Below are 12,670 nucleotides of genomic sequence, written 5' to 3'. Positions count from 1 at the left end.
CCACATTTGACCGAGTTCATCCAGATGGAATGCGATCAACTGTGGGAGCGGGCTTGCTCGCGAAGGCGTTAGAAGATTCAACAAATCCCTCAAGATAAATGTCACCGTCTGGTGACATAACCCACCCCCTTCGTTACAAGCCCGCCGCCTTTCGTTGTTTATGCTGCCCCACAGTCATAACAACAAAAAAGGTACGCCATGGACACCCTCCAACCCGCCTTCAGCAGTTGGCTGAACGCTCCTGCCCATCAGCAATGGCTCGCCGCCGAAGGCCTGCGCCTGTTGAGTTTTGCCAAGGCTTCCAAGCTCCCTGAAGGCTTCGGCAACCTCGATGAAAAAGGCCGCCTCCCGGCCGATGCGCAAGCCCAGACCATGAACACCGCCCGCATGACCCACAGCTTCGCCATGGCCCACATTCAGGGTTTGCCAGGCTTTGCCGAGCTGGTCGATCACGGCGTCGCGGCACTGCGCGGGCCCCTGCGCGATGCAGTTCACGGCGGCTGGTTCGCCACTGCCGAACATCGCGATGGCAACACCGGCAAGAACGCTTACCTGCATGCCTTCGTCGCGCTGGCTGCCAGTTCGGCGGTGGTCGCACAGCGTCCCGGTGCGCAAGCCTTGCTCGATGATGCCATCGATATCATCGACACCTGGTTCTGGAGTGAAGAAGAAGGCGCGATGCGCGAATCCTTCAATCGCGACTGGAGTGAAGAGGAGGCGTACCGGGGCGCCAACAGCAACATGCACGCCACCGAAGCCTTCCTCGCCCTGGCCGATGTCACTGAAGACAATCGCTGGTTGTGCCGCGCCCAGCGCATCGTCGAGCGGGTGATCCATGGTCACGCCGCTGCCAACGATTACCTGGTGATCGAGCATTTCGACCGCGACTGGCAGCCACTGCGGGACTACAACCGTGACAATCCGGCGGACGGTTTTCGCCCCTACGGCACCACCCCGGGCCACGGTTTCGAGTGGGCGCGGCTGTTGCTGCACCTCGAAGCTTCGCGGGTGAGTGCGGGGATGCTCACGCCGGGCTGGCTGGTCACCGACGCGCAACAACTCTTCGAGCACAACTGTCGTCACGGCTGGAACATCGATGGCGCGCCGGGGATTGTCTACACCCTGGACTGGGACAACAAAGCGGTGGTCCGCCATCGCCTGCACTGGACCCATTGCGAAGCCAGTGCCGCCGCCAGTGCCCTGATCAAACGCACGGGTGAAGCGCAGTACGAGCAGTGGTACCGCCTGTTCTGGGAATTCTGTGACAGTCATTTCATCGACCGCTGTGATGGCAGCTGGTATCACGAACTCGATCCGCAAAACCGCCCGAGCGCCGATATCTGGCCCGGCAAGCCTGACCTTTACCATGCCTGGCAAGCCGTTCTGATTCCGCGCCTGGCGCTGACGCCGAGCATGGCCACGGCGCTGGCGCAGTTGTCCCAGAGCGGTTCTATGTAACCATGCGGTGACATTCGCGCATCCCTTCGTTACCTGCGAGGGGATATCCCCTGTTTAGAATCTTATGCAGCGCAAGCAACAGACTTGCATGCATAACAACAAGAAAGGTGCTCCTAGATGAATGCGATTTCTCGCCTCGCTACTGTCATTTCTCTCGCTTCCCTGTCTGCGCTCCCCCTCAGTGTCCTGGCCGCCGAATCCAAAGGTTCCGTTGAAGTCGTTCACTGGTGGACCTCCGGTGGTGAAAAAGCAGCAGTCGATGTCCTGAAGGCTCAAGTCGAAAAAGACGGCTTCACCTGGAAGGACGGCGCAGTCGCCGGTGGCGGCGGTTCCACGGCCATGACCGTACTCAAGAGTCGCGCCGTAGCCGGCAACCCGCCAGGCGTTGCGCAGATCAAGGGTCCGGACATCCAGGAATGGGGCAGCACCGGCCTGCTCAGCACCGACGCGTTGAAAGACGTTTCCAAGGCGGAAAACTGGGATGGCCTGCTGTCGAAGAAAGTCTCCGACACCGTGAAGTACGAAGGCGATTACGTCGCCGTGCCGGTGAACATCCACCGCGTCAACTGGCTGTGGATCAATCCGGAAGTGTTCAAGAAAGCCGGGATCGAAAAAGCCCCGACCACCCTCGAAGAATTCTATGCCGCCGGCGACAAGCTCAAGGCTGCAGGCTTCATCGCGCTCGCCCACGGCGGTCAGCCTTGGCAGGACAGCACCGTGTTTGAAGACGTGGTGCTCTCGGTCATGGGCGCCGACGGTTACAAGAAAGCCTTGGTCGACCTGGACCAGAAAACCCTGTCCGGCCCGGAGATGACCCAGTCGTTTGCCGAGCTGAAAAAGATCACCGGCTACATGGACCCGAACCGTGCCGGTCGTGACTGGAACATCGCTGCCGCCGACGTCATCAACGGCAAGGCCGGCATGCAGATGATGGGCGACTGGGCGAAAAGCGAGTGGACGGCGGCCAAGAAAGTCGCGGGCAAGGACTACCTGTGCGTAGCGTTCCCGGGCACTGAAAAAGCCTTCACCTACAACATCGACTCCCTGGCGGTGTTCAAGCTCAAGGCTGATCGCAAGGGTGACATCGCTGCCCAGCAGGACCTGGCCAAGGTCGCCTTGGGCACCGACTTCCAGAAAGTCTTCAGCATGAACAAGGGTTCGATCCCGGTGCGTAACGACATGCTGGGCGAAATGGACAAGCTCGGCTTCGACGAGTGCGCCCAGAAGTCGGCGAAGGACTTCATCGCGGACGACAAGACTGGCGGCCTGCAACCGAGCATGGCGCACAACATGGCCACTTCCCTGGCCGTGCAAGGCGCGATCTTCGACGTGGTCACCAACTTCATGAACGACAAGGACGCTGACCCGGCCAAGGCCAGCGCCCAACTGGCCTCGGCTGTCAAAGCCGCCCAGTAAATCCCTGACACCTAGCCCCCCCTGTGGGAGCGAGCCTGCTCGCGAAAGCGGTTTGACATTCAGAAGTGATGTCGACTGAAACACCGCCTTCGCGAGCAGGCTCGCTCCCACAAGGGATCACCGTGTCGATTCATTTCTCTAAACCTGGATTATCCCGATGAGCTCTGTGGCGGTTTTCAGCAAAGCCTCACCGTTCGATGCGCTGCAACGCTGGCTACCCAAATTGGTACTCGCGCCGAGCATGCTGATCGTGTTGGTTGGCTTCTACGGTTACATCATCTGGACGTTCATTCTGTCCTTCACCAATTCCAGCTTCATGCCGAGCTACAAGTGGGTCGGCCTGCAGCAATACATGCGCCTGATGGACAACGACCGCTGGTGGGTCGCGAGCAAGAACCTCGCGGTGTTCGGCGGCATGTTCATCGGCATCAGCCTGGTGCTGGGCGTGTTCCTCGCCGTGCTGCTGGACCAGCGCATCCGCAAGGAAGGCTTTATCCGCACCGTCTACCTGTACCCGATGGCGCTGTCGATGATCGTCACCGGTACCGCCTGGAAATGGCTGCTCAACCCTGGCCTGGGCCTGGACAAGATGCTGCGTGACTGGGGCTGGGAAGGCTTTCGTCTCGACTGGCTGGTGGATCAGGATCGTGTCGTCTACTGCCTGGTGATCGCCGCCGTGTGGCAAGCCTCCGGGTTTGTCATGGCGATGTTCCTGGCCGGCCTGCGTGGTGTCGATCAATCGATCATCCGCGCCGCGCAAGTCGATGGTGCGAGCCTGCCGACCATCTACCTGAAGATCGTCCTGCCGAGCCTGCGTCCGGTGTTCTTCAGTGCCTTCATGATCCTGGCGCACATCGCGATCAAGAGCTTCGACCTGGTCGCGGCGATGACCGCGGGCGGCCCGGGTTATTCATCCGACCTGCCGGCGATGTTCATGTATTCCTTCACTTTCAGCCGTGGCCAGATGGGCATCGGTTCGGCCAGCGCCATGCTGATGCTTGGCGCCGTGCTGACCATCCTCGTGCCGTACCTGTACTCCGAGCTGCGAGGCAAACGCCATGACTAATCAACTCGGAAAATCGGGCATCAGTTTCAGCCGCATCGCGATCTACGCCACCCTGCTGTTGGCAGCGGCGGTGTACCTGATCCCGCTGGTGGTGATGCTGCTGACCAGCTTCAAATCCCCGGAAGACATCCGCACCGGCAACCTGCTGAGCTGGCCGACCGTGATCGACGGCATCGGCTGGATCAAGGCCTGGGACGTGGTCGGCGGCTACTTCTGGAACTCGGTGAAAATCACCGTGCCGGCGGTGCTGATCTCGACCTTCATCGGCGCCATGAACGGCTACGTGCTGTCGATGTGGCGCTTCCGTGGCTCGCAGTTGTTCTTCGGTCTGTTGCTGTTCGGCTGCTTCCTGCCGTTCCAGACCGTGCTGCTGCCGGCCTCGTTCACCCTCGGCAAGTTCGGCCTGGCCAACACCACCACCGGCCTGGTGCTGGTGCACGTGGTCTACGGCCTGGCGTTCACCACGCTGTTCTTCCGCAACTACTACGTGAGCATTCCGGATGCGCTGGTCAAGGCCGCAAGGCTCGATGGCGCGGGCTTCTTCACGATCTTCCTGAAAATCCTGCTGCCGATGTCGATCCCGATCGTGATGGTCTGCCTGATCTGGCAGTTCACCCAGATCTGGAACGACTTCCTGTTCGGCGTGGTCTTCGCCAGCGGCGACGCCCAGCCAATTACCGTGGCCCTGAACAACCTGGTCAACACCAGCACCGGGGCCAAGGAATACAACGTTGATATGGCCGCCGCGATGATCGCCGGGCTGCCGACACTGCTGGTCTACATATTCGCTGGCAAGTATTTCCTGCGTGGGCTGACGTCCGGCGCGGTCAAGGGGTAGAAAGATGGCAACTCTCGAATTACGCAACGTCAACAAGACCTACGGCCCCGGCTTGCCGGACACCCTGAAAAACATCGAACTGAAAATCGATGACGGTGAGTTCCTGATCCTGGTCGGCCCGTCGGGCTGCGGTAAGTCCACGCTGATGAACTGCATCGCCGGCCTGGAAACCATCAGCGGCGGTGCGATCCTGGTGGATGACGCCGACATCAGCGGCATGAGTCCCAAGGATCGTGACATCGCCATGGTGTTCCAGTCCTATGCGCTGTACCCGACCATGAGCGTGCGCGACAACATCGCCTTCGGCCTGAAGATCCGCAAAATGCCGACCGCGGAAATCGACGAGGAGGTCGCTCGCGTATCCAAGCTGTTGCAGATCGAACACCTGCTCAGCCGCAAGCCCGGCCAGCTCTCCGGCGGCCAGCAACAGCGTGTGGCGATGGGGCGTGCATTGGCGCGGCGGCCGAAGATTTATCTGTTCGACGAGCCGCTGTCCAACCTCGACGCCAAGCTGCGGGTCGAAATGCGCACCGAAATGAAACTGATGCACCAACGCCTGAAAACCACCACGGTCTACGTGACCCACGACCAGATTGAAGCCATGACCCTGGGCGACAAGGTGGCGGTGATGAAGGACGGGATCATCCAGCAGTTCGGTACGCCGAAGGATATCTACAACAACCCGGCCAACCTCTTCGTGGCGAGCTTCATCGGTTCGCCGCCGATGAACTTCATCCCGCTGCGCCTGCAGCGCAAGGACGGTCGTCTGCTGGCGCTGCTCGACAGCGGCCAGGCCCGTTGCGAGCTGCCACTGGGCATGCAGGACGCCGGTCTGGAAGACCGCGAAGTGATCCTCGGCATGCGCCCCGAACAGATCATCCTGGCCAACGGTGAAGCGAACGGTTTGCCAACCATTCGTGCCGAAGTCCAGGTCACCGAACCGACCGGGCCGGACACCCTGGTCTTCGTCAACCTCAACGAGACCAAGGTCTGCTGCCGCCTGGCACCGGACGTGGCGCCTGCGGTGGGGGAGACCCTGACCCTGCAATTCGATCCGGCGAAAGTGCTGCTGTTCGATGCCAGGACAGGGGAGCGCCTAGGTGTGGCCGGCGTGCCAAAAGCCGAGACGCATGCTGACAACGTCGCACAGTTCAAAGGCCGCTGAAGAACAAACCTGTAGGAGCGAGCCTGCTCGCGATGGACGTCAACGATGACACTGGAAACCTGATACCCCACGGCGCTCTCAGGTTTCTCGCGAGCAAGCTCGCTCCTACAGGGGGGATTCGCAATGCACGGCCTGTCGCGCATTGCACCGGTTGTAACCGCGTTAAAGAAGAAAAGTTAATAACAATAAAACGAGGATGTAGGGATGAAGATGAAGAACAAGGCCCGGTTGATCTGCCAGGTTTCAGCAGCGGCAGCACTGGTTCTGGCCGGCAATGCGATGGCCGATGAAGCGTTCAGCTCGGACTCCAAGTGGATGACGGGCGATTGGGGTGGCGAGCGTACCAAGCTGATCGAGCAAGGCATCGACATCAAGATGGACTACGTCGGTGAAGTCGGCGGCAACCTGCATGGCGGCTTCAACGATGACAAGACCGCGCGCTACGCCGACCAGTTCGGCCTGGGCGCGGCGCTGGACCTGGAAAAACTGTTCGGCTGGGACAACACCCAGGCCAAGATCCAGCTCACCAACCGTAACGGCGAGAACATTTCCAACGACCGTATCGGCGACCCGCGTGCCGGCACCTTGAGCTCCTCCCAGGAAGTCTACGGTCGTGGCCACATGGTGCGTCTGACCCAGTTGTGGATTCAGCATCAGTTCTTCGACAACAAACTGGACGTCAAGGCCGGTTACTTCGGTGAAGGTGAAGACTTCAACACCTTCCCGTGCGAATTCCAGAACCTGGCGTTCTGCGGATCCCAGGTCGGTAACTGGGCCACCAACATCTGGTACAACTGGCCGGTCAGCCAGGCGGCGATCCGCGTGAAGTACCACATCAATGACGAGCTCTACGCTCAGATCGGCGCGTACAACCAGAACCCGACGCAACTGGAACACGGTAACGGCTTCAAGCTCAGCGGCAGTGGTACTGAAGGCACCGTGTTGCCGGTCGAGCTGGTCTGGTCGCCGAAGGTCAACAACCTGCCGGGCGAATACCGCGTCGGTTACTACAAAAGCACAGCCAATGCCGACGACGTTCTCAAGGACGACAACGGCCAGGATGCCGCGACCACCGGCAACCCTTATCGCGTCCACGATAGCAAGCACGGCTACTGGTTCGTTGCGCAGCAGCAACTCACCAGCCACAACGGCGATGCTTCCCGTGGCCTGAACATCGCGGCCAACGCCACCTTCCACGACAAGGACACCAACTTCATCGACAACTACCAGTCGCTGATGTTTGTGTACAAGGGCCCGTTCGACGCACGTCCCAAGGATGACGTGGGCATCGGTTTCGCCCGTATCCATGTCAACGATGACGTGAAGAAAAACGCTGAGCTGACCAACGTGGCCAACGGTGTTTCGGAATACGACAATCCGCTGTTCTCGCCCATTCGTGAAACCGAATACAACTACGAGATCAACTACGGCTTCCACGTGACCAACTGGCTGACCGTACGTCCCAACCTGCAATACGTCACTCACCCGGGTGGTGTGGATGAAGTCGACAACGCGCTGGTGGCCGGCCTGAAAATTCAGTCGGTGTTCTAACGCGTCTGCGATAAGCTTCTCTCCATGTGCGCATATTTGCGGACAGCCATGGCTGTCCGCTTTTTTTTGCGGGCCGCGCACCCCGGTGACAGATGATTTTCAGGACCGTGGCACATGCTTGAGCATCCGCTACAACGCTTCTTCAAATCCTTGCGCGAACGTCCGGTGTTCGCGTGGGAGCGCTATCAGATGCGCGACGTGCTGGTGATCGATCATCCGCTGTGTCAGGCGGTGTTCAGTCGGCAGGGTGCGCAGTTGCTGCACTTCCAGCCCAAGGGGCAAAAGCCCTGGCTGTGGTGCGCGGCAAAGTGGCCGCAGGTCGGGGCCATTCGCGGTGGTGTGCCGGTGTGTTGGCCCTGGTATGGCCGGCATCCGAGCGAAAACGCCTGGCCGTCCCATGGCTGGGCGCGGCTGCTCGACTGGAAGCTGCTCGACAGCAGCAGTGACGACGAAGGCGTGCGGTTGCACTGGCAGCTGAAGTTGTGTGACTGGCAAGTGGATCTGCACGCCCATCTGGGTGAACGCATGGACTTGCGCCTGAGCACCGAGCATCAGGACGACATGCCGTGCCAGATGAGCCAGGCTTTGCATGCTTACTGGCGTATTGGCGATGTCAGTGAGATAGCGCTGTCTGGGCTGGACGGTGCGCAGGGTTATGACCAGCTGAGCCGACAGGTTTGTCAGCAGGAAGGCGAGTTGCGCGTGGACGGCGGTTGCCAGCGGGTGTTCCAGCATGATGGCGAATTGCAGCTCAACGACCACGCCTGGCAGCGGGCGTTGTGCATTGATACCGGGGATACGGCCGACACGGTGGTGTGGCATCCCGGTTCACGGCCGTTGCTCGGCGTGACCTGGAATGAGATATCCGAATTCGTTTGTGTAGAAGCAGCGAGCGGTGGCACCGACAGCCTGTGCCTGAAGCCTGGGGAGCGGGCGCATCTGAGTTTGCAGGCGCGGGTGGGGGTTTAGTTCAGCATCTGTGGTGCTCCGTATACCGCCATCGCGAGCAAGCTCGCTCCCACATTTGGAATGCATTCCCCTGTGGGAGCGAGCTTGCTCGCGATGAGGCCATTCAGGGCGATGGAGATGCTGGATTAATTAAACTCATCCCCAACGGGATACCGGCTGGCATTCAAGCTCTCCTTGATCTTGCGCAAATGCGGCTGGAAATCCACGCCCCGGCGCAACGTCATGCCGGTGGCGAGCACGTCCAGCACGGTCAGCTGGATGATCCGCGACGTCATCGGCATGTAGATGTCGGTGTCTTCCGGCAGCGGAATGTTCAGGCTCAGGGTGCTGGCCTTGGCCAGCGGCGAGTTCTCGGCGGTCAGGCCCAGCACCGAGGCGCCGTTTTCCCGGGCGATACGCGCCACTTCCACCAGTTCGCGGGTGCGACCGGTGTAGGAAATGATCACGAACAGTTCGCCGGTATGGGCCACCGAGGCAATCATGCGCTGCATCAACACATCCGCGTGGGCCGTGACGGCGAGGTTGAAGCGGAAGAACTTGTGTTGCGCGTCCAGTGCCACCGGGGCCGAGGCGCCGAGGCCGAAGAAGTGGATCTGCCGGGCCTGGATCAGCAGGTCGACGGCGCGGCTGATCAGGTTCGGGTCCAGTGCCTGGCAGGCGCTGTCCAGCGAGGCGATGGCGCTGCCGAAGATCTTCTGGGTATAGGCCTCCGGATTGTCATCGGCCTCCACCGCGCGGCTGACGTACGCGGCGCCACTGGCCAGGCTCTGGGCCAGTTGCAGCTTGAGCTCGGGGTAGCCGCTGACGCCGAAGGAACGGCAGAAACGGTTGACCGTCGGCTCGCTGACCGAGGCGGCCTGGGCGAGGGCGGCGATGCTGAAGCGGGTGGCCTGCTGCGGGTTGAGCAGGATCACCTCGGCGACTTTGCGTTCGGCCTTGTTCAGCTCTTCAAGGCGATTCTGGATCTGCTCCAGTAAATTTCGCACGCGGTCCATATAAGTATCCTTGATTCACCGGCGCGGATAAGCGCGCGGCTAATGCAAAAAGGGCCTTTGGTGAGGCCCATGACGGTGGCCTATCCTACTGATGGCTCCGACCGACCACCACTCGGAATCTGTATTTTGCGAAAATGTTGTGGTTATTACTACATTTTCCCTTGAGTGATGCCTTGAAAAAAGGTATTTGTAGCTTAACTTGATAAAAGAACAAACATCATGCTCTCGATTACGGTTGAACCGTGCACCTTTGCCTTGTTCGGCGCCCTTGGCGATCTGGCCTTGCGCAAGCTGTTTCCTGCCCTTTATCAACTCGACGGCGCCGGCCTGTTGCACGAGGACACGCGAATCATCGCGCTGGCCCGTGAGCCGGGCAGCGAGCAGGAACACCTGGCGTTCATCGCCTCCGAGCTGCGCCGCTATGTCGGTGCCAAAGAGCTGGACGAAGCCGTGGTCGAGCGTTTTCTGGCGCGCCTGAGCTACCTGCACGTCGACTTCCTCAAGTCCGAAGATTATGTGGCCCTGGCCGAAGTGGCCGGTACCACGCAACGGGTCATCGCCTACTTCGCCACGCCGGCCGCCGTCTACGGCGCGATCTGCGAGAACCTGGCCAAGGTCGGCCTCGCGCAAAACACCCGTGTGGTGCTGGAAAAGCCCATCGGTTCGGACCTGGAATCCTCGCGCAAGGTCAACGACGCCGTGGCGCAGTTCTTCCCGGAGAACCGCACCTACCGCATCGACCACTACCTGGGCAAAGAGACCGTCCAGAACCTGATCGCCCTGCGTTTCGCCAACAGCCTGTTCGAAACCCAGTGGAACCAGAATTACATCTCCCACGTGGAAATCACCGTGGCCGAGAAGGTCGGCATCGAAGGCCGCTGGGGTTACTTCGACAAGGCCGGCCAGCTGCGCGACATGATCCAGAACCACCTGCTGCAACTGCTCTGCCTGATCGCCATGGACCCGCCGGCCGACCTGTCCGCCGACAGCATCCGTGACGAGAAGGTCAAGGTGCTCAAGGCCCTGGCGCCAATCAGCCCGGAAGGCCTGACCACCCAAGTGGTGCGCGGCCAGTACATCGCCGGCTATAGCGAAGGCAAAGCGGTGCCGGGGTACCTGGAAGAACCCAATTCCAACACCCAGAGCGATACCGAAACCTTTGTCGCCCTGCGTGCCGACATTCGCAACTGGCGCTGGGCCGGCGTGCCGTTTTACCTGCGTACCGGCAAGCGCATGCCGCAGAAGCTGTCGCAGATCGTCATCCACTTCAAGGAACCGTCGCACTACATCTTCGCTCCCGAGCAGCGCCTGCAAATCAGCAACAAGCTGATTATCCGCCTGCAGCCGGACGAAGGCATTTCCTTGCGTGTGATGACCAAAGACCAAGGCCTGGACAAAGGCATGCAGCTGCGCAGCGGTCCGTTGCAGCTGAATTTTTCCGACACCTGGAGCAGCGCACGGATTCCCGATGCCTACGAACGGTTGTTGCTGGAAGTGATGCGCGGCAATCAGAACCTGTTTGTCCGTAAAGATGAAATCGAAGCCGCGTGGAAGTGGTGTGACCAGTTGATCGCCGGGTGGAAAAAATCCGGTGATGCGCCCAAGCCGTACGCGGCCGGGTCCTGGGGGCCGATGAGCTCCATTGCTCTGATCACGCGGGACGGGAGGTCGTGGTATGGCGATATCTGATTTGAAACTGCCGCAGGGCGTCAGCGCCCATGGGTTCAAGAGCCCGGTGCTACTGGCTGAAAGCCTGGCACTGAACGTGGCGAAAAAACTGAGCGACGTAATCGACGCCCAGGGCACTGCGACCCTGGTGGTCTCCGGTGGCCGCAGTCCGGTGGCGTTTTTCCAGCACCTGGCCAAGCAGTCGCTGGACTGGTCGAACGTGGTGGTCAGCCTGGCCGACGAGCGCTGGGTGCCGGTGGAGCACGCCGACAGCAACGCGGGCCTGATCAAGCGTTATCTGTTGCAAGGTCCTGCGGCCAAGGCGCAGTTCCTGAGCCTGTACAGCGCCAGCGCCAACCTTGAACAGGCGGCGGAACAGGCCGACCGCTTGCTGTCCGAACTGCCGGTGATCGACGTGCTGATCCTCGGCATGGGCGATGACGGCCACACCGCGTCGCTGTTCCCCAACAGCCCGAACCTTGCCGAGGCATTGCAGGCCGATGGCGTCCGTCGTTGCTGGCCGATGCTGGCGCCGACCGTGCCGCATCAGCGCCTGACCATGAGCCGCGCGCTGCTGGCCTCGGCCAAGCATAAGGTTCTATCGATTTCCGGTCAGTCCAAGCTGACCACCCTGAGTACCGCACTGGCCGGTGACGATGTCGCCGCAATGCCGGTGCGCGCATTTCTGCAACCCACGTTAGAGATTTTCTGGTGCCCATGAGCCAAGGAACAGCCGCTATGACAAACCCATCCCCGACCGTTTCCATGGCGGACAAAGTTGCCCTGATTGACAGCCTCTGCGCGAAAGCGCGGATCCTGCCGGTGATCACCATCGCCCGCGAGCAGGACGTCCTGCCGCTGGCCGACGCGCTCGCGGCCGGTGGCCTGACAGCCCTGGAAGTGACCCTGCGTTCGCAATTCGGCCTCAAGGCCATCCAGATACTGCGCGAGCAGCGTCCGGAGCTGGTGACCGGTGCCGGCACCGTGCTGGATCGCCACATGCTGGCGGCGGCGGAAGCGGCGGGTTCGCAGTTCATCGTCACGCCGGGCATCACCCGCGACTTGCTGGAAGCCAGCGTCGCCAGCCCGATTCCACTGTTGCCAGGCATCAGCAATGCCTCGGGCATCATGGAAGGCTACGGTCTGGGTTACCGCCGCTTCAAGCTGTTCCCGGCCGAAGTCAGCGGTGGCGTTGCGGCCATCAAGGCGTTGGGCGGCCCGTTCGGCGAAGTGAAATTCTGCCCGACCGGCGGCGTGGGCCCGGCCAACATCAAGAGCTACATGGCGCTGAAAAACGTCATGTGCGTGGGCGGTAGCTGGATGCTTGATCCGGAGTGGATCAAGAACGGCGACTGGGCCCGCATTCAGGAATGCACCGCCGAGGCCCTGGCGCTGCTGGACTGATCGCTTCACCCTACACTTCGTTGTGTGTTCTACGGCTTTACGGTGCGCTTGGTCGGTGCACCGTTTTTTTTTGCCCGAAAAAAATGGCCTGGATCGGCTCATACCCCCTGTGGGAGCGAGCTTGCTCGCGATGACGGTGT

11 protein-coding genes are annotated in these 12,670 nt (G+C 60.8%); 10 read left to right on the top strand and 1 reads right to left on the bottom strand.

Features of this window, described 5'->3' with window-relative positions; translation table 11 throughout:
* The first annotated feature begins 198 nt into the window (after positions 1 to 198).
* The 7 genes from KW838_RS06030 to KW838_RS06000 all read left to right on the top strand — a co-directional run bounded on the left by KW838_RS06030 (position 199) and on the right by KW838_RS06000 (position 8,463).
* A complete protein-coding gene (locus KW838_RS06030) occupies positions 199 to 1,458 on the top strand; it encodes an AGE family epimerase/isomerase (RefSeq protein ID WP_218500687.1) in 1,260 nt (419 codons plus the stop codon).
* A gap of 117 nt (positions 1,459 to 1,575) precedes the next feature.
* Positions 1,576 to 2,874 carry an ABC transporter substrate-binding protein gene (locus tag KW838_RS06025; RefSeq protein ID WP_218500686.1) on the top strand — a complete coding sequence of 433 codons (1,299 nt, stop codon included), beginning with the start codon at positions 1,576 to 1,578 and terminating at the stop codon, positions 2,872 to 2,874.
* A 157-nt stretch (positions 2,875 to 3,031) separates the two neighbouring features.
* A complete protein-coding gene (locus KW838_RS06020; protein ID WP_007974433.1) occupies positions 3,032 to 3,940 on the top strand; it encodes a carbohydrate ABC transporter permease in 909 nt (302 codons plus the stop codon).
* Positions 3,933 to 4,778, top strand: coding sequence for a carbohydrate ABC transporter permease (locus KW838_RS06015; protein ID WP_007974434.1), 846 nt, complete (start codon positions 3,933 to 3,935; stop codon positions 4,776 to 4,778). Before KW838_RS06020 ends, KW838_RS06015 begins: the two co-directional genes overlap by 8 nt.
* A gap of 4 nt (positions 4,779 to 4,782) precedes the next feature.
* Complete coding sequence (locus KW838_RS06010) at positions 4,783 to 5,943, top strand: ABC transporter ATP-binding protein (protein ID WP_218500685.1); 1,161 nt, start codon at positions 4,783 to 4,785, stop codon at positions 5,941 to 5,943.
* Between the two features lie 204 nt (positions 5,944 to 6,147).
* Positions 6,148 to 7,494 carry a carbohydrate porin gene (locus tag KW838_RS06005; RefSeq protein WP_218500684.1) on the top strand — a complete coding sequence of 449 codons (1,347 nt, stop codon included), beginning with the start codon at positions 6,148 to 6,150 and terminating at the stop codon, positions 7,492 to 7,494.
* A gap of 114 nt (positions 7,495 to 7,608) precedes the next feature.
* Positions 7,609 to 8,463, top strand: a complete 855-nt coding sequence (locus KW838_RS06000; RefSeq protein WP_102700513.1) for a D-hexose-6-phosphate mutarotase — start codon at positions 7,609 to 7,611, stop codon at positions 8,461 to 8,463.
* Positions 8,464 to 8,588: 125 nt separating this feature from the next.
* On the opposite strand, the gene KW838_RS05995 is transcribed toward KW838_RS06000, so the two are convergent.
* Positions 8,589 to 9,449 carry a MurR/RpiR family transcriptional regulator gene (locus tag KW838_RS05995; protein WP_170948639.1) on the bottom strand — a complete coding sequence of 287 codons (861 nt, stop codon included), beginning with the start codon at positions 9,447 to 9,449 and terminating at the stop codon, positions 8,589 to 8,591.
* Positions 9,450 to 9,677: 228 nt separating this feature from the next.
* Here KW838_RS05995 and zwf point away from each other — a divergent pair, with 228 nt between their 5' ends.
* The 3 genes from zwf to KW838_RS05980 are packed head-to-tail and all read left to right on the top strand — an operon-like array spanning position 9,678 to position 12,530.
* The gene (zwf, locus tag KW838_RS05990) at positions 9,678 to 11,147 is read left to right on the top strand and encodes a glucose-6-phosphate dehydrogenase (protein WP_102700514.1); all 1,470 of its coding nucleotides are present in this window, start codon (positions 9,678 to 9,680) and stop codon (positions 11,145 to 11,147) included.
* A complete protein-coding gene (gene pgl / locus KW838_RS05985) occupies positions 11,134 to 11,847 on the top strand; it encodes a 6-phosphogluconolactonase (protein ID WP_218500683.1) in 714 nt (237 codons plus the stop codon). Before zwf ends, pgl begins: the two co-directional genes overlap by 14 nt.
* 17 nt (positions 11,848 to 11,864) lie before the next feature.
* Positions 11,865 to 12,530: a bifunctional 4-hydroxy-2-oxoglutarate aldolase/2-dehydro-3-deoxy-phosphogluconate aldolase gene (locus KW838_RS05980; RefSeq protein WP_007974446.1), complete on the top strand. Its 666-nt coding sequence runs from the start codon at positions 11,865 to 11,867 to the stop codon at positions 12,528 to 12,530.
* Positions 12,531 to 12,670 lie beyond the last annotated feature (140 nt).

The organism is Pseudomonas sp. PDM27 (assembly GCF_019219205.1).
Lineage (GTDB): Bacteria > Pseudomonadota > Gammaproteobacteria > Pseudomonadales > Pseudomonadaceae > Aquipseudomonas > Aquipseudomonas laurylsulfatiphila.
The sequence above is the reverse complement of the archived record's forward strand: the minus strand, read 5'-3'. Positions and strand labels throughout refer to the sequence as shown.

Bases quoted from the DNA above. Each gene is read 5' to 3' on its own strand.
- KW838_RS06020 (WP_007974433.1), top strand. From the start codon at position 3,032: ATGAGCTCTGTGGCGGTTTTCAGCAAAGCCTCACCGTTCGATGCGCTG.
- zwf (WP_102700514.1), top strand. From the start codon at position 9,678: ATGCTCTCGATTACGGTTGAACCGTGCACCTTTGCCTTGTTCGGCGCC.
- KW838_RS06025 (WP_218500686.1), top strand. From the start codon at position 1,576: ATGAATGCGATTTCTCGCCTCGCTACTGTCATTTCTCTCGCTTCCCTG.
- KW838_RS06000 (WP_102700513.1), top strand. From the start codon at position 7,609: ATGCTTGAGCATCCGCTACAACGCTTCTTCAAATCCTTGCGCGAACGT.
- KW838_RS06015 (WP_007974434.1), top strand. From the start codon at position 3,933: ATGACTAATCAACTCGGAAAATCGGGCATCAGTTTCAGCCGCATCGCG.
- KW838_RS05980 (WP_007974446.1), top strand. From the start codon at position 11,865: ATGACAAACCCATCCCCGACCGTTTCCATGGCGGACAAAGTTGCCCTG.
- KW838_RS06030 (WP_218500687.1), top strand. From the start codon at position 199: ATGGACACCCTCCAACCCGCCTTCAGCAGTTGGCTGAACGCTCCTGCC.
- pgl (WP_218500683.1), top strand. From the start codon at position 11,134: ATGGCGATATCTGATTTGAAACTGCCGCAGGGCGTCAGCGCCCATGGG.
- KW838_RS06005 (WP_218500684.1), top strand. From the start codon at position 6,148: ATGAAGATGAAGAACAAGGCCCGGTTGATCTGCCAGGTTTCAGCAGCG.
- KW838_RS06010 (WP_218500685.1), top strand. From the start codon at position 4,783: ATGGCAACTCTCGAATTACGCAACGTCAACAAGACCTACGGCCCCGGC.